At 47.7% G+C, this 20,763-nt stretch carries 18 protein-coding genes, 2 tRNA genes and 1 pseudogene; 14 read left to right on the top strand and 7 right to left on the bottom strand.

Translation table 11 applies throughout. From position 1 onward, the window contains the following. Nucleotides 1-43: 43 nt before the first annotated feature. Entirely contained in the window at nt 44-253 is a 210-nt protein-coding gene (locus OF158_RS12405; RefSeq protein WP_014097572.1) for a helix-turn-helix domain-containing protein, read from the bottom strand. A gap of 265 nt (nt 254-518) precedes the next feature. On the opposite strand from OF158_RS12405, the gene yugI reads away from it, so the two are divergent. Further along, nucleotides 519-905 (top strand): S1 domain-containing post-transcriptional regulator GSP13, encoded by a 387-nt coding sequence (gene yugI, locus OF158_RS12400; RefSeq protein ID WP_014097573.1) that lies wholly within the window; start codon nt 519-521, stop codon nt 903-905. 315 nt (nt 906-1,220) lie between these two features. Here yugI and OF158_RS12395 read toward each other — a convergent pair whose 3' ends face one another. The 3 genes from OF158_RS12395 to OF158_RS12385 form a co-directional block, all read right to left on the bottom strand. Then, nucleotides 1,221-1,418, bottom strand: a complete 198-nt coding sequence (locus OF158_RS12395) for a hypothetical protein (protein ID WP_014097574.1) — start codon at nt 1,416-1,418, stop codon at nt 1,221-1,223. Nucleotides 1,419-1,780: 362 nt separating this feature from the next. Then, nucleotides 1,781-2,260, bottom strand: coding sequence for a GyrI-like domain-containing protein (locus OF158_RS12390; protein WP_225620993.1), 480 nt, complete (start codon nt 2,258-2,260; stop codon nt 1,781-1,783). A 143-nt stretch (nt 2,261-2,403) separates the two neighbouring features. Further along, entirely contained in the window at nt 2,404-2,634 is a 231-nt protein-coding gene (locus tag OF158_RS12385) for a DUF378 domain-containing protein (protein ID WP_014097577.1), read from the bottom strand. Between the two features lie 156 nt (nt 2,635-2,790). Between OF158_RS12385 and OF158_RS12380 the strand changes: the two genes are divergently transcribed. Beyond that, a complete protein-coding gene (locus tag OF158_RS12380; protein WP_014097578.1) occupies nt 2,791-4,140 on the top strand; it encodes a glucose-6-phosphate isomerase in 1,350 nt (449 codons plus the stop codon). A gap of 117 nt (nt 4,141-4,257) precedes the next feature. Here OF158_RS12380 and OF158_RS12375 read toward each other — a convergent pair whose 3' ends face one another. Then, a complete protein-coding gene (locus OF158_RS12375) occupies nt 4,258-5,259 on the bottom strand; it encodes an NAD-binding protein (RefSeq protein WP_035184188.1) in 1,002 nt (333 codons plus the stop codon). Between the two features lie 166 nt (nt 5,260-5,425). Here OF158_RS12375 and OF158_RS12370 point away from each other — a divergent pair. The 6 genes from OF158_RS12370 (at nt 5,426) to OF158_RS12345 (ending at nt 10,340) form a co-directional block, all read left to right on the top strand. After that, nucleotides 5,426-5,498, top strand: a tRNA-Ala gene (locus OF158_RS12370). An 18-nt stretch (nt 5,499-5,516) separates the two neighbouring features. Next, nucleotides 5,517-5,589, top strand: a tRNA-Ala gene (locus tag OF158_RS12365). A gap of 412 nt (nt 5,590-6,001) precedes the next feature. Continuing rightward, complete coding sequence (locus OF158_RS12360; RefSeq protein WP_264302926.1) at nt 6,002-6,220, top strand: hypothetical protein; 219 nt, start codon at nt 6,002-6,004, stop codon at nt 6,218-6,220. 12 nt (nt 6,221-6,232) lie between these two features. Next, the gene (locus tag OF158_RS12355; protein WP_035184194.1) at nt 6,233-7,162 is read left to right on the top strand and encodes an ornithine cyclodeaminase family protein; all 930 of its coding nucleotides are present in this window, start codon (nt 6,233-6,235) and stop codon (nt 7,160-7,162) included. A gap of 14 nt (nt 7,163-7,176) precedes the next feature. Further along, the gene (locus tag OF158_RS12350) at nt 7,177-8,646 is read left to right on the top strand and encodes an aldehyde dehydrogenase family protein (RefSeq protein ID WP_014097581.1); all 1,470 of its coding nucleotides are present in this window, start codon (nt 7,177-7,179) and stop codon (nt 8,644-8,646) included. A 527-nt stretch (nt 8,647-9,173) separates the two neighbouring features. Beyond that, a complete protein-coding gene (locus OF158_RS12345; protein ID WP_035184196.1) occupies nt 9,174-10,340 on the top strand; it encodes an NAD(P)/FAD-dependent oxidoreductase in 1,167 nt (388 codons plus the stop codon). A 218-nt stretch (nt 10,341-10,558) separates the two neighbouring features. Here the strand turns inward: OF158_RS12345 and OF158_RS12340 are convergent, their stop codons facing one another. Next, nucleotides 10,559-11,782: an IS110 family RNA-guided transposase gene (locus OF158_RS12340; RefSeq protein ID WP_013858393.1), complete on the bottom strand. Its 1,224-nt coding sequence runs from the start codon at nt 11,780-11,782 to the stop codon at nt 10,559-10,561. Nucleotides 11,783-12,194: 412 nt separating this feature from the next. On the opposite strand from OF158_RS12340, the pseudogene solA reads away from it, so the two are divergent. Further along, nucleotides 12,195-13,327, top strand: a pseudogene (gene solA / locus OF158_RS12335) (N-methyl-L-tryptophan oxidase). A 61-nt stretch (nt 13,328-13,388) separates the two neighbouring features. After that, nucleotides 13,389-13,859 (top strand): divergent PAP2 family protein, encoded by a 471-nt coding sequence (locus OF158_RS12330; RefSeq protein WP_017554802.1) that lies wholly within the window; start codon nt 13,389-13,391, stop codon nt 13,857-13,859. A gap of 278 nt (nt 13,860-14,137) precedes the next feature. Here OF158_RS12330 and OF158_RS12325 read toward each other — a convergent pair whose 3' ends face one another. After that, nucleotides 14,138-14,920 carry an SDR family oxidoreductase gene (locus tag OF158_RS12325; RefSeq protein ID WP_035184209.1) on the bottom strand — a complete coding sequence of 261 codons (783 nt, stop codon included), beginning with the start codon at nt 14,918-14,920 and terminating at the stop codon, nt 14,138-14,140. A 356-nt stretch (nt 14,921-15,276) separates the two neighbouring features. Between OF158_RS12325 and OF158_RS12320 the strand changes: the two genes are divergently transcribed. The 4 genes from OF158_RS12320 to OF158_RS12305 all read left to right on the top strand — a co-directional run bounded on the left by OF158_RS12320 (nt 15,277) and on the right by OF158_RS12305 (nt 20,742). Further along, on the top strand, nt 15,277-16,371 hold the full coding sequence (locus tag OF158_RS12320; protein WP_035184211.1) for a glycosyltransferase family 2 protein: 1,095 nt from the start codon (nt 15,277-15,279) through the stop codon (nt 16,369-16,371). Continuing rightward, nucleotides 16,364-17,050 carry a lysophospholipid acyltransferase family protein gene (locus tag OF158_RS12315; RefSeq protein ID WP_035184213.1) on the top strand — a complete coding sequence of 229 codons (687 nt, stop codon included), beginning with the start codon at nt 16,364-16,366 and terminating at the stop codon, nt 17,048-17,050. Before OF158_RS12320 ends, OF158_RS12315 begins: the two co-directional genes overlap by 8 nt. Nucleotides 17,051-17,269: 219 nt before the next feature. Then, nucleotides 17,270-19,321 (top strand): methyl-accepting chemotaxis protein, encoded by a 2,052-nt coding sequence (locus OF158_RS12310; protein ID WP_035184216.1) that lies wholly within the window; start codon nt 17,270-17,272, stop codon nt 19,319-19,321. Nucleotides 19,322-19,593: 272 nt separating this feature from the next. Then, nucleotides 19,594-20,742, top strand: coding sequence for a GntR family transcriptional regulator (locus OF158_RS12305; protein ID WP_026685163.1), 1,149 nt, complete (start codon nt 19,594-19,596; stop codon nt 20,740-20,742). Nucleotides 20,743-20,763 lie beyond the last annotated feature (21 nt).

The following is a 20,763-nucleotide window of genomic DNA, read 5'->3' as shown; positions in this document are numbered from 1 at the left end:
ATTAGGATAGCCGTTGTGAAGTGAATTTAAACCTCTTATACAATTATTTTTTTCCGAGCGCTTCCAAAAATACGGAAGCGGCTACATCAAGAACAGTGGAGAGTTTTAATATCGTCTGTGTGGTCGGAATTTGCTCCCCGGTTTCGTACTGCTCGAGTGTATGCTTGCCAATCCGGGCTTTCACGGCCAGTTCTTCAATGCTCATCCCGCTTAATTCACGGTAAAATTTCAACTTCTCGCCAAAGCTATTCATGAGACGCCCTCCCTTAACGATTATTTTGAATAAAAATACTTCCTTTCCATTTCATTTCTTTATTTTATTGTAGCATATAGGCGGGTGGCAGGCTGAAGCAATTTTTTGAACTTTTTTAAACACGGGCACGATAAAAATGTTAAATAATGTCTGGGTGCCAGCCGGGGCCAGGCCTGAAAAATATTTTGGGAATGACAGGCACCCGTGACTATGATATAATATTTTATTGTGTATAACAGGAAAAAACAATACTAGGAGTGTTTTCATGTCAAATTATGAAGCAGGAAATGTATATACCGGAAAAGTGACCGGAATTAAGCCGTTTGGCGCGTTTGTAGCGCTTGATGAAGAGACACAAGGCCTTGTCCATATTTCCGAAATTAAACACGGATATGTCAAAGATATTCACGATCATGTCCACATCGGGAATGAAGTCAAAGTAAAAGTGTTGTCGGTAGACGAAGAAAACGGCAAAATCAGCCTTTCCATTAAAGCCACGGAAGAAGCACCGCACCAGGACACAAGGAAACCGCGCCGGCGTCAGGGTGCCGTGAAGGCCGCTGAAGAGTCCGGGGAAGGGTTCAACACGCTGCGCGATAAGTTAAAAGAGTGGATTGAAAAATCAAAACGTGAAGATTTAATTAAAAAATAATCGGGCGATTCCGGGCATATAGATTGTCCGGATTTTTTTATCCGAAAAAAGCCGGGCATACCGCAGTCTGCGCGGACCATTCAGTTTACGGATCATAGTGCCGTGCCGCCAAGATCAGGCCGAAAATCCCGCTACTGTCACACAGCATGAAGCGGGAAGAATGGCCAATAACGGAAAACTTGTCAGCGCCGCCGCATGAAAAGCGTGATGCAGATCGCTTGTACGCACAGGTCACCGTTAGACCAATTGGCTGATTTTCGTCCCTTTCGTCAAGCGGGTCCCTATTAGGTATAAACATCGATATATTTTTTCATGTTAGTTTCCATCGCCATCATTTCTTTGGAGAGGAATAAAGTCATCTGGAATGTCCCAGTCAGGTTCGTTTTGTTCCTCCCAATTCTGTATACCAATGTTGAAAACGAAGCCAGAAAAATCACCGTTATCTCCATGTTTATGCAATTTAGCATAAACATCAGTAGCTGCTTTTTCCTCCCCTTTCACATCGAGGGCCATATCATAAATCTCAAACTTTTTCCTTTAAAGGAATATTGTGAAAGAAATTCCACAGATTCCGTGTATTGGGCATAATCTTTAACGTTTTCAAAATCCGTTCTTTTTTTAAGCATAGAACCCACCTCCACCTATTATTTATATTTAAATCAATTTTGAAACCCATGATGATCCTGCACTGTTCTTCTTTTTAGTTGAACGAAACATGACTACATGTGTTGCAAGAAGCAATGTCGGTTGATTTTGACGCGAAAAATTTAAGTTCATTTTATATCGTATGCTGAATGCGCTTTACCAGTTGCATCTGTCTGAAACCATGTGCCATGCAGAATCGTTTGCCTAACGCGGGAAAACTCACCCGTGTATTATTCGATATATAGCGGGATATAAAGGGTCAATTCGGGTTCATCGATTAAAGGTTCGTATGATGTCGGATAATCTTCACGATGCTCAAGCTGCCCCTGAAAGACGGTGTAGCCGTTTTTCCTGATCCATTTATACAACTCGGCATACGCTTTTTGCACGTCTTCGCCTTTATATTTCGCAGCCGCAAATGTATAGGAAGGAACAGTCAGAGCTGTCATGCCTTCCGGAACCGCTTCTATGTAGGCCACTTCACGGACAAGATAAAAGGAAAACAAACCTTCATCATCCTGCGAGTGGTAGGAAAGCCCGATCACAACACTGGGATCCGTGCAATGACGGATTTTCCCCATTTTTTGCTTAAATTGATGGAAAAATCTTTTGATCTCCCCGTTTGCTGCCTGTTCGAAGGTACCGGTCCATTTGCTCCCGACTGCGTTAAATGCATGTTTCTGAACAATTTGAATTTCCAAGCTGCACACTTCCCCGCTCATCTTTATAGCTTCATTTTAAATGAAAAAAGAAGCGGGCGTAAAGGAAAATAAGATAAAAAAACACAAAAAAAGGCAGGCATGCTGCACTGCCTTTGTTACAATGAAAACACGGTTTCCCAAGGCTGTATCTCTTATCTCGTCGGTTTTGCCTGGGTGGACCGCTCCACTTCGGCATCCGGTTTGAAAAGCAGGCCGAGGTTAATCAGGCCGCAAATGCCGACAATGCCATAAATGACCCGGGAGATCGCGGAATTGTCGCCAAAAATGGCCGCTACCAGATCAAAGTTGAAAAAACCGATAAGGCCCCAATTGATCGCGCCAATAATCGTGAAAATTAACGCAATTCTTTGTACAATGCTCATTTCTCTACCTCCTTGTTCAATGTACAGGAATAGCATGGCAAGAATCTGCAAACATTATGCATGCAGGAAATGTGAGAAATTCGTTACATTCCTTGCGAAAAGGGTAAAGATTCGGTAAAGTGGAGATGGTAAATCGATAACAGGAGGATCTGGACAATGACGCATATTCAGTTTGATTATTCAAAAGCGCTCGCGTTTTTTAACGAACATGAAATTACATACTTAAGCGAACCGATTCGATTGGCCCACAAACTTTTACATGAAAAAACCGGTGTCGGCAATGATTTTACCGGCTGGCTGACATTGCCGAAAGACTATGACAAAGAGGAATTCGCCCGTATCCAAAAAGCAGCAGCAAAAATCCAAAATGATTCCGACGTGCTACTTGTGATCGGGATCGGCGGTTCTTATCTCGGTGCCCGTGCTGCCATTGAAATGCTCAACCACAGCTTTATGAACGTGCTGCCGAAGGAAAAACGCAAAAATCCGCAAATTTTCTTCGTCGGCAACAGCATCAGCTCCACCTATATGAAAGATTTAATGGACGTTCTGGAAGGAAAAGATTTCTCCATCAATGTCATTTCCAAATCCGGAACAACGACAGAACCGGCGATTGCTTTCCGTATTTTCAACAAACTGCTCATTGAAAAATACGGCGAAAAAGAAGCAAAAGGCCGCGTCTATGCGACAACAGACCGCGCAAAAGGGGCATTGAAAACGCTGGCTGATGCGGAAGGCTACGAAACATTCGTGATTCCGGATGATGTCGGCGGCCGTTACTCTGTGTTAACGCCTGTCGGTCTGCTTCCGATCGCAGTAAGCGGCGTTGATATCCAAGCGATGATGGACGGAGCAGCAAAAGCCGTTGATGATTTCTCAAACCCTGAAGTAGCGGAAAACATTGCCTATCAATATGCGGCTGTCCGCAATATTCTGTACCGCAAAGGCAAAACGATCGAAATGTTGATTAACTACGAACCGGGACTGCAATATTTCTCTGAATGGTGGAAACAATTATTCGGTGAAAGTGAAGGGAAAGACCAAAAAGGCATCTATCCTTCTTCCGCAAACTTCTCGACCGACTTGCATTCCCTTGGCCAGTATGTACAGGAAGGCCGTCGCGATTTGTTTGAAACGGTCGTAAAAGTCGAGCAGGCGCGCGAAGAACTGACAATTGAAAAAGAAGAAAACGATTTGGACGGTTTGAACTACCTGGCCGGCCGCACCGTTGACTTTGTGAATAACAAAGCATTTGAAGGCACATTGCTTGCCCATACAGACGGCGGCGTACCGAACCTGGTCGTCTCGATTCCGAAAACCGATGCCTACACATTTGGCTACCTCGTTTACTTCTTTGAAAAAGCCTGCGCGGTAAGCGGCTATTTAAATGGCGTCAATCCGTTTGACCAGCCTGGTGTTGAAGCATACAAGAAAAACATGTTCGCACTCCTCGGCAAACCGGGCTATGAAGATTTAAAAGCAGCACTCGAAAAACGTTTGAAATAATGCAGAAAAAAGCAGGGCAATGGGCAGCCCTGCTTTTTTTCATTTGAGGAAAGCGCCAAGGATCGACTGTAAGCCAAAACTTTCGGCTGATCAAAAGGGGATTCTGCATTTGCATTGTTACTTGTCTTTTTCCAAAACGACAAACAAATGCTCTTCATCCGTAATGGTATAATCCAAGGGCGGATTGATCATGGTGTCATCCCCCGATTGGATGCCGATTAAAATTTTCCGCTCTTTTTGCAGCTGCCGGCTCAAATCTTTTACCGTCAAGTTTCGCCACTTCGGCTTCACCGGAATAAAGTCAAGGTGATTTTTTTCCTGCTGGTTCAATAACGACAAAAGCGTATCGGACATTCCGTTTGAAATCAGGCTGTTCAGCATGACAAAGCTTGCCTGTGTATTTGCCTGGATCACTTCATCCGCGCCCGCCCGCTTGGCATTTACAACCTGGTCGGCTGTCTGGATCTCCACAATACAATATGCATCCGGATTCAAGCCTTTGACGGCAAGCAGTGTCAGGACTGCGCCCATGTCTGCTTCCGTCTCCGTTTTATGCTGGTCGGACGTGATCAGCACCGCCTTCGCTGCCTTGACATTTGCTTTTTTCAGCGTCTCGTCCTGATACGGCTTTCCTTTTATAAAATAAACATTGTCATAAGGGTAAGGGTTGGATTCAAGTGTTTCATCCACCAATACAACGGGCTGCCGCTCTTTTAATTCCATGAGCTGCCCGATCACTTTTCTGGCGCGTTCGTTCCAGCCGATAATGACCATTTGTTTCCCTCCCGTAAACGCCGCTTTTCCTTCCAAAAAAGCGTTTTGCCGTGTAGCCGTTGCACCGGCCAGCGCCACGAAATAGGCAGACAGAATGCCGGCACCCGATAAAATGAGGATGATGCCGATCACCCGGCCCGCAAAAGTGACCGGGTACAAATCCCCGTAACCGACTGTTGCTGTCGTGATGACTGCCCACCAAACACCATCAAACACCGTCGGGAAAGTTTTCGGTTCGACAAAATGGATGGCCAGCCCGAATACAAAGATCACAGCAAGGGCCAGGTTCAATATCCGGACAATGATCGGCCAGCGTAAAAAACGGTAATAAAAGAAATGAAACATACCGTCCACTTCCTTTTTTGGTATCTTCATTAGTATTCCCCGGCCGCAATGCGAAAAAACAAGGCGGCAAACGGGAAACTATTTTTTTAAAAAAATAGTTGCACAATCATTTTTTGCATTGTATAATAACATTGTCGCTGATGAAAAACGGTGATCATGACAAAACGGGGCATTAGCTCAGTTGGGAGAGCGCTACATTCGCATTGTAGAGGTCGGCGGTTCGAATCCGCTATGCTCCATTCCCAACTTTATATCACGGGGCATTAGCTCAGCTGGGAGAGCGCTTGCATGGCATGCAAGAGGTCAGCGGTTCGAACCCGCTATGCTCCATCACACAAAACGTCCACCCTGTTACAGGTTTGGGCGTTTTTCCGTATATGCGCCCCTGAGGAAAAATAAAATTAACCCCTGTGAAACTGTCCCGTTGGTGTACGCCATCAGTCAAAAGCGTTGAACTTCCACGGAGGACTGTCCCGATAGCGCGTCCAATTAGACACAAGCCCCAGGTAGAATTGATCCTTCATAAGGCTGATGAAAGACAAAACAACACAGGACCATAAACGGCGAATTGTCCTTCATAGGGCTGATGAAAGACAAAACACGGGTCCATGAACGGCAAATTGTCCTTCATAAGGCCGATGAAAGACAAAACCCAGGCCGGGGAACGGCGAATTGTCCTTCGTAGAGCCGATGAAAGACAAAACTCAGAGCCATGAACGGCAAATTGTCCTTCACAAGGCTGATGAAAGACAAAACACCGGGACATGAACGCCAAACTGTCTTTCATCGGGTGGATGAAGGACAAAATGTGGGGCCGGAAACCAAGGAACTGTCCCGTTATAGCCCCCAATCCGACAAAGCTGCAGGTCCGGGTCCCAAAGCTGCTTCCCCGGCTGCCAAATCCTTTTTTATCATGATCCTGCTTTGCCTCACATATATTTTTACCAAATCCCTGAAGTAAGGAGGTGCGGCCTTGCTTGTCCTTAACGGAAGTGATGTCCTCAAATCGGCCTCCATGCAGGAAATGGTTGCAGCTGTAGAAGAAGCATACCACATCTATGAAGAAAACGGTTATCAAATGCCGCTGCGCACGCATTTTACCATCCGGAACCACTCCGTCCTTTTCATGCCGTGCAGCACAAATGAGGCAGCCGGCGCAAAAATCGTCTCCGTTTTCCCGGACAACAAGGACCGGCCGGTGACCCAGGGTGCTGTGCTGCTCGTCGACAGCAGGAATGGATCCATGAAAACGCTCATGGACGGAACGGTTTTAACCGGGCTCCGGACCGGGGCAATCGGCGGGGCGGCGGCAAAATATCTTGCGCCAAGCGATGCCAAAACAGCCGGGCTTATCGGAACGGGTTACCAAGGGCTGTATCAGCTTGCCGGTGTTTGCACCGCACGCAACATCGAAAACATTTTTTTATTCAACCGGACACCTTCTAACATTCCTCCGTTTATTCGCCGGTTCAAAACGCTCATTCCAAATATCCCGGTTCATATTGCCAAATCCGCCCGTGAACTTGCCGAAAAGGCCGATATCCTCATTACGGCAACATCATCTGCCACACCTGTACTGCCGGAAGAAGACCTTTACGACGGAAAGCTTGTCATTGGCATTGGCTCATACCAGCCGCATATGCGCGAATTTCCTGATGCGCTTCTGAAAAACTTGAAATCGATATATATCGACTCGCACGATGCCGCAAAGGAAAGCGGGGATGTAGACAGCCGGCTTAAAACCATTCCGTTTTCCAAAATTGTCACGCAAAAAGTAAAACCGGATCCAAACACGCTACAGGTTTTTAAATCAACAGGCATGGCCCTGTTTGACCTGGTGGCTGCAGAAACGGTTTATAAAAAAGCCATTCAGCTTGGAATCGGGCAAATGCTCGATTTTTAAAGGGGGAACAACACATGGAAAAATATTTGAATTACATTGATGGCGAGTGGTGCGAACCGTCAACGGGAAAATTTGCCCCGGTTGTAAATCCTGCAAACGGGAAAACATTGGGCGAAGTGGCGCAATCCGCCGAACCGGACCTTGACCGTGCCGTCCAGGCTGCCAAAAGCGCGCAAAGCGTGTGGCGGCTCGTCCCGGCACCTGAGCGCGCAAACTATTTATACAAAGTCGGGGAACTGTTAAAACAAAGAAAAGAACAGATCGCGCGCACGCTTACAAGCGAAATGGGCAAGGTGATCGATGAAGCGCGCGGGGAAGTACAGGAAGCGATTGACATGGCCTTTTATATGGCAGGGGAAGGGAGACGCCAATTTGGTGATACCGTACCCTCTGAGCTGCAAAATAAATTTGCGATGAGCATCCGTGTGCCGGTCGGCATTGCCGGGCTGATCACGCCGTGGAATTTTCCGATCGCCATTGCTTCCTGGAAGTCACTGCCGGCGCTTGTAACCGGGAATGCGGTGATTTGGAAGCCAGCCACGGAAACGCCGGCAACAGCGTGCGCATTTGTGAAAATTTATGAAGAAGCGGGGCTCCCAAAAGGGCTTGTCAATCTTGTCCATGGCTCCGGTTCCGTGATTGGTGAAGCGATGGTGGAACATCCGGGCATCGGTCTCATCTCTTTTACCGGATCAAATGAAGTCGGGCGTAAAATTAACGAACGGGCGGGCGGCCTTCTGAAACGGACTTCGCTTGAAATGGGCGGGAAGAACGCCGTGATTGTCATGGATGATGCGGATCTCGATCTTGCAGTGGACGGCATTCTTTGGGGCGCATTCGGCACGAGCGGGCAAAGATGCACGGCCACAAGCCGGGTCATCGTCCATAAAAAGATCAAAGATGCACTGGAGGAAAAACTGATTCGGCGAACGGCGGAATTGAAAATTGGCGACGGCCTTGATGAAACGGTGGCAGTCGGCCCGGTTATCAATACAGAAGCGCTCAACCGCATCCACCAGTATGTCGAAACAGGTAAAAAAGAGGGGGCAAGGCTGCTTACGGGCGGGCGCATTTTGCCGGGAAAAGGATACTACTATGCGCCGACTGTTTTTACGGATGTCAGCCCAGAAATGGTCATTGCGCAGGAAGAAATTTTCGGCCCGGTTGTTTCGATCATTCCAGTGGCAAGCCTTGAAGAAGCGATTGTCGTTAACAACAGCGTCACTTTTGGGCTGTCGAGCGGTATTTTTACAAAAGATGTGAATAAAGCTTTTCAGGCGATGCGTGATCTGGATACCGGGATTGTCTACATCAATGCCGGGACGACAGGGGCTGAAATCCATCTGCCGTTCGGCGGGACAAAAGGAACGGGCAACGGGCACCGTGACTCAGGGCCGGCAGCACTTGATGTATACACGGAATGGAAGGCCGTGTATGTCGATTTCAGCGGGAAACTGCAGCGCGCCCAGATCGACAACAATTAGGCTCCTCTGCCGCACGGGCAGCAGGGTGAAAACGGATCAGCACATCATTACATGTTTGGCAGGTAAAAAGTGCCATGCTTTATCTTCGCGCCAATAGGAACAGGGGCAAAATGATCAGCATGAATGTTTAAGATTTTCCAAACCACAAGTTGAAAGTGGAATCAGGCGTACGCGATATCAAAATCGACAACAATTAGCGCCCATGCATGCAGCGCCATCAGTGGATTGGCAAAGACAAAAAAGAGAGGTCGACAACAATTAGACGCCCATGCCGCACTGAACGCGGCACTAGCAAAAGAATGAAAATCAGCCGGCACATATTTTTAGGATAGAGGCCCATGCTTATGGGCCAACGGGAGAATAAAAATCAGCGATGCATATTTTCAGGGTAGACGCCCATGCCGCACTGAACGCGGCTCTAGCAAAAGAATGAAAGTTAGCCGGCACATATTTTCAGGATAGAGGCCCGTGCATACGGCGCCAGCGGAAGAATGAGGCGACTATTTTTAGAATAGAGGCGGGATGGGATGAAAAACAAAGCGGATGTGATCATTGTTGGCGGCGGGATTATCGGTTCGAGTGTGGCGTACCATTTGCTCGCGGATGGATTTGCCGGCAGAATCATTGTATTTGAAAAGGATCCTTCGTATGCATATGCCTCAACCCCGCGGAGCGCAGGCGGCATCCGGCAGCTTTTTACAACGGCGGTCAATATTCAAATGAGCCGGTACAGCCTGCAAGTTTACCGAAACTTTTCCAAATCAATGACAATCGGCAGCGAAACGTTTGAAGTTGATTTGAAACAGCGGGGCTACTTGTTTTTGGCAACACCAAGTATGATGCCGCATTTTAAAAAGCATTTGAAACTCCAGCACCAAAACGGCGTCTCACCTGAATGGCTCGGAAAAAAAGAACTGCTGGGGCTCATTCCCGAACTCGACACGCGTGATCTTGCAGGCGGGCTGTATTGTGCGGAAAGCGGGTATTTGGACCCGTACACGGCGATGCAAGGGTTTATAAAAAATGCGAAACATCTCGGCGCGGAGTATATGTATGAAGAAGTGGACCGCTTTTTAGCGGAAGAGGGCCGGATAAAAGGTGTGCAGCTCAAGGATGGCCGGGCGTTTTTTGCGCCTGTTGTCGTGAACTGTGCGGGCGCCTGGGCTTCCGGACTGAGCAGCAAAGCCGGATTGCCGCTTCCGGTTATACCGGTACCGCGGCGGATTTTTATGTTTGATGTGGAAAAACCCCTCGCAAAACCGTTGCCGCTGACGATGGATCCGACCGGTGTCTATTTTAGGCACGAGGGGCGCAAAATTATTGCCGGATACGGGGAAGAGGAGAAGCCGGCGATCGACTTCAGCTGGAAACGGTCCGAATTTGAGGAGCAGATTTGGCCTGTTCTCGCTGGCCGCATCCCGAATTTTGAAAAGGTAAAAGTCGAACGCGGCTGGGCCGGCCTTTATGACTACAATACGGCCGACCATAATGCCATCATCGGCGAGCATCCGGAAATGAAAGGGTATTTTGTCGCATTCGGGTTCAGCGGGCACGGCATGCAGCAGGCACCGGCCGTCGGAAAGGGGCTGTCGGACCTGATCCGGACCGGAAAGTATGAAACCATTGATCTTACACCGCTCCGGGTCGAACGGTTTGCAGAAAACGACCTTGTTACAGAAGATGCCATTTATTAAAAGGGCATCTTCTGTTTTTGCCTCATTTTCCAAACTACATGGTATAGTTATAATAACGGAAAGTCCTACGGTGTGATGTCAAGGGTTAAAAACAAGTGAATTGGAAATTTTGTTGGCTCTATGTCGTAAAAATGGCAATACTGAACTAAGCCTCCAGATAATTGGAATAATCTGGAAGTTTTCAAGTTCAGGCTATCGATGATGGTTACCTGGTTACCTCATCGCGTCACCTTCTTTTTCGGCGCATAAATTTGATCGTTGCGGAGCAGCGCATCGATCAGGCGCACCAGTTTTCTTGCCGTTAAGACGAGGGCGCGTTTGTGTGAGTGCTTATGCACCTCACGATATTTCTTTTGGTAAAAGGCGCGGTACTCAGGTTCGTGTCGCCGGACCAGATTGGCAGCCTCAACCAGGTAATACCGGAGATAACGATTGCCTGTACGCGCAAGCATTTTGTCATCAGCCTCAAAATCACCCGATTGGTGGCGGGGCCAGAACAATCCAGCAAATTTTGCGATCGCGGCTTGGTCGTCAAAGCGCTCAATGTCGCCGATTTCAGCGAGAATCCCAGCACAGCTCACCGGGCCTATTCCCGGAATGGTCTGGAGGGTATTCGGGATTCCATCAAGAACGCGGGCAATCGCCTTATCCAAATCCTTGATTTGGCGTTTAAGATGCCGGATGATCTCAATAGAACTGCCCAGGACCAAGTCAATCGAATCCTCCACACATTTAGAAAGCCGGTAAGAGGACCGGGCAGCTTTTTGGATGGATGCGGCCAAATCCTCGGGATCGCTAAAGCGGCCATGGCCTTTGGTCTGGAGATACATCGCTAAGTCCTCTAGAGGCATTTGGGCAATTTCATCGAGGCTATAGGCCTCAAGCAAAAATTCCGTTATGGCATGGCCGAAGACCGGTGTATCCACTTCAAGGTTAAAGGCACTGAATTTGAAAAACAGATGATTCAAAAATACCTGTTGTTCCCGGGTTAAACTTTGAATCAGGTGATAGCGCATCCGTGTTAACCGTTGAAGGGCAAGGTATTGTTCTGACTGAATCACGGATTTCGGCAATCTCCCGAAACGCAAGCGGTCCGCAATTACCCAGGCATCTTTGGGATCGGTCTTGTCCATCTCGGCATAAGCCTTTTTGAAATTTCTCACCAGCTTCGGATTCAGGGTAAACACCTTTGTACGACGCTGTTTCAGCTCGGGATCTTCATGGAAAAACATTGCCGGGTGCCAACTATACACAGATGTGGCCTCCATGGCGATCTGGATGGTGTCATCCGCCTCCGCATGTTGGAGGATGGCGTCTCTTAACTCAGAGGCACCGGGAAGATTGTTTGTCACCGTTTGGGTGGCCAACGTTTCCCCCATTCCATCCATCAGGCAGGCATCGAGGTTTTTGGAGCTCACGTCAATACCGACAAATAAGGGCATATGATTTCCTCCTCTCTGTATTGGGATCGATGGAATCGGACGCTTCGGGATATCCCCAGATGGCTTGCCGATCTGTCAGCCTCGCGTATGAGAACTCATCCGGGCCGTGGGCTGCCTGGAACTGCTCATTTCCAGCACGGAGATCCGGAGGAACGGCCTACGGGTTAGACGTTCAAGCAAGAACCTGGGGATGCAGACTTTTCGAGTAGTCAGGCTACAAGGAGGGGAAGCATTGACCCAAACGATCCTAAGACCATTATCCGGGAACATCGCGAAGCGTCCAAGTCCGAACTTGTATTCCGGGCGAGCCCGGAATACAAAATCTTATATTCACTTGTCAATGAGCAGCAGAATGAACTGGAAATTGACATCCACTTTGGATTTAAACTTATTATACGAGGGAGGGAATACAATGGAGAAACATTACGATGTTATTGTCGTTGGTGCCGGTTCAATGGGAATGGCAGCCGGTTATTTTCTGGCAAGGCAAGGTGTAAAAACGCTTTTGCTGGATGCTTTTGACCCGCCGCATACATCCGGCAGCCACCACGGCGAAACGAGAATCATCCGCCATGCCTACGGGGAAGGACGGGATTACGTGCCGCTCGTGTTGCGGGCGCAAACGCTTTGGGATGAACTGGAAAAGGCCTCCGGAGAAAAGATTTTTGCCAAAACCGGCGTCCTCAGTTTCAGCCCGGAGGATCATGCGGCCTTTTTAAACGAAGCAATCGAAAGCGCAAATACATACAACCTCCCGATTGAAACGATGGCAGGAGTGGAAGTGGAAAAACGCTGGCCCGGCAGGGCTACCGTGCCATTTATGAACCGGATGCCGGCGTCCTGTTTCCGGAAAACTGCATCCGCGCCTGCCGTAAACTGGCGGAAGCAAAGGGTGCGCGCCTGCTTGCCAATACCCAGGTTACAGATCTGAAAACCGACGGCCGGACTGTCACTGTTGTAACAGAAAGCGGCACATTCACCGCTGAAAAATGCATTGTCAGCGGCGGTGCGTGGAACGGGAAACTGCTTGAAAACTTAGGGCTCAATTTGCCGCTTCAGCCGGTCCGGAAAACGGTCGGCTGGTTTGAAGCGGACGAAGCGCTGTTCAATGCAGATGTGTTTCCGGCTTTTACAATGGACGGATACGAAGGAACATACTACGGTTTTCCAAGTTTTAATGGAAGCGGCGTGAAAGTCGGGCGCCATGACGGCGGGCAGGCGGCAGACCCTGATACAATGAACCGGGAATTTGGCGCATACCGTGAAGACGAAGGAGATATCCGGGCCTTTTTGAAAACATACATGCGGGGGGCATCCGGCCGCTTAAAAAAGGGAAAAGTATGCTTGTACACCAATACGCCGGATGAACATTTCATCATCGATACCCATCCTGTATATCCCAATGTGGCCATAGCCGCAGGATTTTCAGGACACGGCTTTAAATTTGCAAGCAGTGTCGGAGAGATGCTCAGCCAAATGGTGTTAAAAGAAAATGCCGAATGCCCATTGCCGCTTTTTTCAATTAACCGGGCGGCTCTTGCATGATCATCATCGCAGCGTACACAGCCGGACAGAAAAAAATAGTTTTTTTCATGAAGGAGGAAAAATGTTTTTATCGTATCCGATTTTATCCGCTTTACTTGGAATGCTTGTAGCACAAATCATAAAAGTGCCCATTCATTTCATCACATCAGGGAAATTTGACTGGAGAATGGCGTTCAGTACAGGCGGAATGCCCAGTTCGCATACCTCGATGGTCATTGCCCTTACAACGGCGATCGGGCTGACTTCCGGATTCGGTTCCAATGCCTTTGCCATCAGCATCGTGTTTTCATCCATTGTCATTTACGATGCCACCGGTGTGCGCAGGCAGGCCGGCTTCCATGCAGAAGTGCTGAACCGCCTGCTCGCCGACTTTAACCGCCTCATGGAGACAATGAAAGATCCGGAGACAACAAATGCGGAATCCCGGCAGAAACTGAAAGAACTTTTAGGGCATAAACCGGCAGAAGTATTTTTCGGGATCATTACGGGCATCCTCACTGCCGTGTTGGCATTCATATTTTATCCGTTTTAAAATCGCAAAAAAAGAAAGGCGGCGAAAAGAGACAACGCCATTAAAAAAGTGATTTTGTATTACCGTGCATACAACATATAGAATGCAAAAAGACGTTGAAACACAAATAGCAGGAGTGTGTCAACGTCTTTTTTATTTTTGCAGTGCTTTTTCAGTGGCTTCAAAGAGACAACGCCGCCTTTTAAATTGGGCTTGGAAAGGATGCCAAACATGATTTTAGGAAAAGCTCTGCGCACCTTCAACATGCGGATGGCCGGGGCCGGATGCGTCAATAAACGTTATCCCCGCAGCAGCGATTCCGTCCCGTCGATATAGATGTCTGTGCCGCTAATATGGCTGGAATCGTCCGATGCAAGGAACAAAACGAGATCGGCAACTTGTTCCGGTTTTCCCGGCCCTTCGGAAAGCGGCTGGTCGCCCTCCGGAAATTCAACCGGAATTTGCACTTTCTCGAGCGCTTCCGTACGGTTCGTGTTTTGCTCGATTTTTGTTTCAATCGCTCCTGGGCAAACGGCATTGACCCGGATTTTATAGCGGGCAAGTTCCAAAGCCGCCATTTTCATAAACGCTACCTGCCCGGCTTTTGAACTGCTGTAAGCGGACATGCCGATGTTCGAAAAAATGCGGTTGCCGTTGATCGAACTCGTGATGATGATGCTGCCACCCCTATTTTTCATATGCGGGATTGCATATTTTGTGAGGAGAAATGTCCCTTTTAAATTGGTTGTCAATGTTTGATCCCAGTCATCCGGGGACAAGTCTTCAATCGGTGCCACGGTCCCGTTAATGCCGGCATTCGAGAATACGATATCAAGCCGGTCCCATTCCCTGACTGTCTTGTCAACAGCCGTTTTCACCTGTTCCGGATCAGTGACATCGACTTCCAAAGCCATCGCTTCCCCGCCATTTTGTTCAATCCGTCTTTTGACCTCATCCGCCCGTTTCTGTTCAATATCCATTACGCAAACTTTTGCGCCTTCTGCAGCAAGTTTCAAGGCGGACGCTTCCCCGATGCCGGACCCGCCGCCGGTTACAATCGCTACTTTATCTTTCAATCTCATCTTCATTTACTCCTCTCCGATGGAATACGACAGTAGTTTACCCGTTCTTCAACCGTTTGTAACAAACAGGCGGGGGGAAAACACTCGCCGGGAAGTTACTGAAAAAGAGCACCTGGACTTTGTCGGAAAAGCATTTGCGAATGGAGTAAAAAGGAAGCCGGGGACCATTCGATTGAGCATTTTCCCGGGGCAAATGGGCACGCGCTGCCGTTTAAGAGTAAGGCATTGGCGTTCGGAAAAACGGCCGTTTCCCTGCACCGGAACAATGCCGGTTCTTTGTTTTTCTCCTCTTTTCCATGTAATATGAAAATAGGATATTTTTCTAGACAGATTGGTTTAAAAGGGGGTTGGATGATATGATCGGAAATGTCGCAGTTGTCATTCCGGCACTGAATCCGGAAGCGCAGCTCGTCCATTATGCCGATCGCCTGTTGGCAAAAGGAGCGGCGCGGATTATTGTCGTGGACGATGGAAGCAGCCCGGCATGTGCGCCGATTTTTCAGATGCTGTCGCAAAAAGAGAGATGCACCGTGCTCCATCATCCGGCGAACCGCGGGAAGGGGCGTGCGCTGAAAACAGCTTTTGCCCATATTTTGGCGCATCACGGCAGCCTTTCCGGTGTGGTCACAGCAGATTGTGACGGCCAGCACAGTCCGGAAGATGTTGAAAAAATGGCAGCAAGCCTCCGGCAACATCCGCACAGCATCATTCTCGGCGCACGGGATTTTAGCCTGGAGCATGTCCCGCCCAAAAGCCGGTTCGGCAATCGTTTGACAAGCTTTCTCTTTAAAGCCCTGTACGGCGCAGAGATCGGCGATACGCAGACAGGCTTGCGCGGCATCCCGAAGCAGGAGCTCGGCTGGCTGCTGGCGCTGAAAGGCGAACGGTTTGAGTATGAAATGAACATGCTCATTTATGCAAGAAAAATGAACGTAAAAATCCGGGAAGTGCCGATCCGCACCATTTATTTTAACCGCAACGAAGGTACCCATTACCGGCCGGTTAAAGATTCGTTGAAAATCTTCCGTAAAATCATATCCGGGCTTTTTTATTATGCTTTTCCCGCACTGATCTTTTTAATCGCAGATATGCTCAGTTTCTCGCTTTTATACCGGTATGTCCTGGCAGGGATTCCGCATGTATGGAAAGTGCTCGCGGCCACTGCTGCCTCACAGGTGGTTGCCTTTGCCGCCTTTCTTATGGTCAAATACAGGCTTTTAAAATGGAAACGATTTTTAGTCCGGTACTTGATGGCATGCCTGTTGTTCATCGTGGTCTCTTTCTTATTAATCGAAGCCGGATCCGGTCTGCTTCAATTTGATCCCGTGCTGGCAAAAACGATTGCAAGCCTTTTTCTTGCCCTTTTCTTCTACCAGCTCCAGCTTCATTGGGGAATTTTTTCCGGCTACCCGGAATATGGGCAACTGGCAGGGGAGAGGCGCCATGGCTAAAGGTTACGGACTATTTTTTAAATCAGTGCGCCAACTTGTGCGTTTCGTTTATCCGTCTTACAAAGCGCAAATTTCCGGGGAAATTGCCGGACCTGCCGTTTATGTTTCACACCATCGCAATTTATTCGGCCCGTTTGTTATATTGCTTTGGTATCCGGAATTTATCCGCACCTGGATTTTGCACGTTTTTCTTGACCGCAAATCTTGCAGCAGGCAATACGCCGATTACACGTTCACAAAAAGATTCGGCTTTCCGCGGGCTTTGGCGAACCCGGCCGCCTTTTTTCTCTCATTCATGATCACAAAGCTGCTGAAATCCGGGAGAGGCATTCCCGTTTTCCGGAGCTCGCGCAAAATCATCCGGACGTTTCAGGAAAGCGTCGAAGCGTTAAAGAACGGGGAGAGCATCGCCATTTATCCCGATATTGACTACACAGACAACGCGGCGGGTGTAAAAGGGATGTACGAGGGTTTCCTGTATTTGGAAAAATATTTTTACAAAGAAACCGGCCGCCACGTCCAGTTTGTCCCTTTGTACGCCAGCAAGACGAAACGATTGCTTGTTACAGGCACGCCGGTTTTTTTCCGGGAAGGGGAAGATTTCCGGACGGAGAAGGAAGTGGTATATGAAAAATTGCACAAGGCATTGAACCGGCTCGCAGCGCAGTACGGCGAATAGCAGGCGAAAAAACGGCAGGGGCATGCTCCGCCGTTTTTTTGCTGCAAAATGAATCCCACTCCGTCGCTATAGATGCCTTCCGTTTTGGCTTTGGTCCTGAAGCCGGGCCCCCAATATCAAAAACTTTCAAAAACAACGAATTCAAGCCCTTGCCTAAAGCTTTTGCGGGATGGTTCCGATACCTAATAAGTGAGAACGTACAACGAAGGGGAGACAGCATTGAAAAAGCAAAAGAAATTCATTCCGCTTACCGTCAAATGGGGTGGTCTGATTTGCGCCGCCATGTTGATATCCATTTTGGCGACGGTCGGACTGGAATATGCCACTACAAGCCATCTGTTAAAAACGAAAAACCGCGATGTTAATCAAATGGTTGCAAACGAAGCGGCATCGCAGGTGGAAGCAGGACTTGCAAAATACGAAACCTCGCTTGACGAGCTCGCCGGCCTTGTCGGAACGGATCTCCAGCGGAAAAACAAGATGCAGGATATTGAAGCCAAAATCAAATCGGTCCAGACACGGAACAAGCAACTCGTTTCCGCTTATTATATGGATTTCCGGACGGGAAAACTCCATATTTCCCCGGATGCGAAGCTTGATCTGGACGTGCGCAATACGAATACATACCGCTATTTGCAGAAAAAGCCGCAACTGCAGTGGATGGATATTTACAAAGACAAGGTGACAGGCGCCATTATGACGTCCGTTGTCGCGCCGGTTTTTTCGGGCGGAAAGATGGCAGGCGCCGTCGGATATGACATCAATTTATCCGAAATGGGCAAGATCCGGACAAACATCGAACGCGATTCAAACAACAAACTTGCGATTTTCGATGCAAAGGGCGTGATCGTGACGTCGTTTTTAAAAAACGGCGACGGGAAAAATGCCAAGCCGGCAAATAGCGGAAAAGTAGAAGGGGTAAAAGATTTTGAAAGCAGCACCCGGCTTGACAAAGATTTTGTTTTTGTCGAAAAGATTTATCGTCAAAAGACAGCGACCGCAACTTTTCACTGGAACGGGGAAGGGTATGATGTCTATGCCACAACGATCCCGAAAACTGGCTGGAAAGTAGCCTCGTTTAACCCGCAGTCCGAGTTCAGCGCTCAGATTGGAAAAATAAAGGAAATGGGCCTCCTTTCCATCGGGATCGGGCTTTTGATCGGCATTGTTTTTGCTGTGTTGATTTCCGGCCGGCTCGTGAAGATTATCAAAAACCTGCAGCAAGTGCTGGCAAAAACGGCGGAAGGGGATCTGGTTACAGCGTTTGCGTTCCGCTCCAATGATGAAATCGGGGAACTGGCTAAAAGTTACAATGCCATGCTTCACAATATGCGCAGCCTGATTGCAAAAGTAAGCGACAGTGTCGATAACGTCAACAAAGCGGCTGCCGGCCTTCGTACGGTAACAAAAGAAAATGAAGCGGCTGTGACGGATGTTTCTAAGGCAGTGGAAGAAATTGCGGCAGGCGCAGCCAACCAGTCCGATCATATTGAAACCGGATCAAATGCAATGCGCGATTTGGGCGGCGAAATCGAAAAGCTTGCCGCACAATCGCAGGTCATTGAAAATGCGGTGGATCAAGCAGGAACAGAGATCCAATCCGGTACGAAACAGGTCGATAATCTTGAAGCCTCTTATCAAAAACTGGAACAGGCTTTTGAAAGAGTCACATCGATGATGGCCGGGCTGAATGAAAAATCGAAATCAATCGCACAAGTCGCGGATGTGATCACGCAAATCGCTGAACAGACGAATTTATTGTCATTAAATGCCTCGATTGAAGCGGCGCGCGCCGGTGAAAACGGGAAAGGCTTTGCCGTTGTCGCCAATGAAGTGCGAAGCCTGGCCGAGCAGTCGAAACAGTCGGCAAAAGATATCCGGGCGACGATTGCGGACGTGCTCCAAGACATGAAAGAACTGGTGGACGTCATGGAGGAAACGAATGAAATCAGTACCGGGCAGAGAAAAGCGGTCAACTCCGTGAGCACTTCAATTGCCGTTTTGGCCGAAGGATTGGAGAAGATGCTCAGCTCAATCAAACAGGAAGCTGCATCGATCCGCTCGATCGGGGAACAAAAAGATGCCGTTGTCCAAATGATTGAAGACCTCTCCGCTGTTTCCCAGCAAACCGCTGCCGCTTCAGAAGAAATCTCATCTTCCATGGAAGAACAAGCCGCCTCAGCCGGCGAACTCTCCCGCTACACAGAAAAACTGTTCACCCTCACGGAGGAACTGGAGAGGGAGATTGGGGAGTTTACAATTAAAAAATGATACAGGAGGGGAGTGAAAGCCGTGCTTGCACTCCCTGATTTTTGCCTGCTGCATCCAGATGAATAAAATACATTACGGGAATAACAGACGGTTTTTTAGTCCTCTTCCTGTGCAAGGGCATTCGTGTTATAATGATACGTACAAATATCGAAAGGAAACTGGATTACGCCACCGTGGCCACCCAGATCACAAATTTTATTTTTTTGCCGGATATGTACGTAACAATCATTGCTGATTTGCTAAGTTCTTCAATACTAGAAAAGGAAACTTACATGAATATGAGCAAAAAATACGAAAAAATTAAGCAGGATATTAGAGAAAAAATTTTAACGGAAGAGTACAAAGTAAGTGAAAAATTGCCAACCGAATCAGAACTAATGGAAATGTACCAGGTAAGCCGGTTTACAGTAAGGCGTGCAATTGATGAGCTGGAGAAAGAAAATTTCGTTTACCGTATTCAGGGCGGGGGGATTTTTGTTGACGATTGGAAAGGCAAACCCCAAACCGTCATGAAAAATAAAACAATCGGTTTGATTACAACTTATATATCCGATTATATTTTTCCAAATATCATCACGGGAATTGATAACTATGTATCAAACTATGGATATTCCATCTTGATTACCAACACACAAAACAATCCGGAGAAAGAGCGGAAAAGTTTGTCCAATTTATTGTCAAATAAAATTTCCGGATTAATCATTGAACCGACAAAAAGCGCATTGAGCAATACCAATAAAAGCATTTACGACAACATCAAATCACTGGGCATTCCAATGCTGTTTATTAATGCGGTTTACGATGACATGAATATCCCGTACTTGGTCATGGATGATCTAAAAACCGGCGAAATGGTCACAGATTATTTAATCTCCCTGGGGCATAAAAAAATTGTCGGGATTTTTAAAGTGGACGATAAGCAAGGTATACATCGAATGAACGGTTACATCAAAGCTTTTCAGAAGCACCCTGAGATTTCGAATATGGGTGAAATCATGATGTACCAGACAGAGGAAAACAAAATCAATCTGTTTAAAAAACTTCATACAATACTGTCGCGCCCTGAGTTTGCTCCGACTGCAATTGTTTGCTACAACGATCAACTGGCCATTCAAGTCATGAATTTTGTCAAAGAAATCGGTCTGAACGTACCAAAAGATCTCTCCGTTATTGGAGTTGATGATTACCAGTTTTCAAAGTTTATCAATCCGGCATTGACGACTGTTCGCCATCCGCAGGAAAAGATGGGGCTTGATGCTGGTAAAATGATCATTGATATGCTTAATAAGCAACCAGTCACCTCAAAAATATATGAACCAGAATTGGTAAAAAGGGATTCAGTAAAGCCGCTTGATCATTCAAATGACAATTGGACGGAAAAAAATAGGGAGGAGAAAGCAATCTGTGATAACGATGAGTAATATCATGGATTCTGCCTTTTT

It is taken from the genome of Weizmannia sp. WK01, from assembly GCF_025905465.1.
Lineage (GTDB): Bacteria > Bacillota > Bacilli > Bacillales > Bacillaceae_C > Weizmannia > Weizmannia faecalis.
This window is presented reverse-complemented; position numbering and strand designations above follow the sequence as displayed.

Bases quoted from the DNA above. Each gene is read 5' to 3' on its own strand.
- OF158_RS12405 (WP_014097572.1), bottom strand. From the start codon at position 253: ATGAATAGCTTTGGCGAGAAGTTGAAATTTTACCGTGAATTAAGCGGG.
- yugI (WP_014097573.1), top strand. From the start codon at position 519: ATGTCAAATTATGAAGCAGGAAATGTATATACCGGAAAAGTGACCGGA.
- OF158_RS12395 (WP_014097574.1), bottom strand. From the start codon at position 1,418: ATGGCCCTCGATGTGAAAGGGGAGGAAAAAGCAGCTACTGATGTTTAT.
- OF158_RS12385 (WP_014097577.1), bottom strand. From the start codon at position 2,634: ATGAGCATTGTACAAAGAATTGCGTTAATTTTCACGATTATTGGCGCG.
- OF158_RS12380 (WP_014097578.1), top strand. From the start codon at position 2,791: ATGACGCATATTCAGTTTGATTATTCAAAAGCGCTCGCGTTTTTTAAC.
- OF158_RS12375 (WP_035184188.1), bottom strand. From the start codon at position 5,259: ATGTTTCATTTCTTTTATTACCGTTTTTTACGCTGGCCGATCATTGTC.
- OF158_RS12360 (WP_264302926.1), top strand. From the start codon at position 6,002: ATGAAAGACAAAACACCGGGACATGAACGCCAAACTGTCTTTCATCGG.
- OF158_RS12350 (WP_014097581.1), top strand. From the start codon at position 7,177: ATGGAAAAATATTTGAATTACATTGATGGCGAGTGGTGCGAACCGTCA.
- OF158_RS12345 (WP_035184196.1), top strand. From the start codon at position 9,174: ATGAAAAACAAAGCGGATGTGATCATTGTTGGCGGCGGGATTATCGGT.
- OF158_RS12340 (WP_013858393.1), bottom strand. From the start codon at position 11,782: ATGCCCTTATTTGTCGGTATTGACGTGAGCTCCAAAAACCTCGATGCC.
- OF158_RS12330 (WP_017554802.1), top strand. From the start codon at position 13,389: ATGTTTTTATCGTATCCGATTTTATCCGCTTTACTTGGAATGCTTGTA.
- OF158_RS12325 (WP_035184209.1), bottom strand. From the start codon at position 14,920: ATGAGATTGAAAGATAAAGTAGCGATTGTAACCGGCGGCGGGTCCGGC.
- OF158_RS12320 (WP_035184211.1), top strand. From the start codon at position 15,277: ATGATCGGAAATGTCGCAGTTGTCATTCCGGCACTGAATCCGGAAGCG.
- OF158_RS12315 (WP_035184213.1), top strand. From the start codon at position 16,364: ATGGCTAAAGGTTACGGACTATTTTTTAAATCAGTGCGCCAACTTGTG.
- OF158_RS12305 (WP_026685163.1), top strand. From the start codon at position 19,594: ATGAATATGAGCAAAAAATACGAAAAAATTAAGCAGGATATTAGAGAA.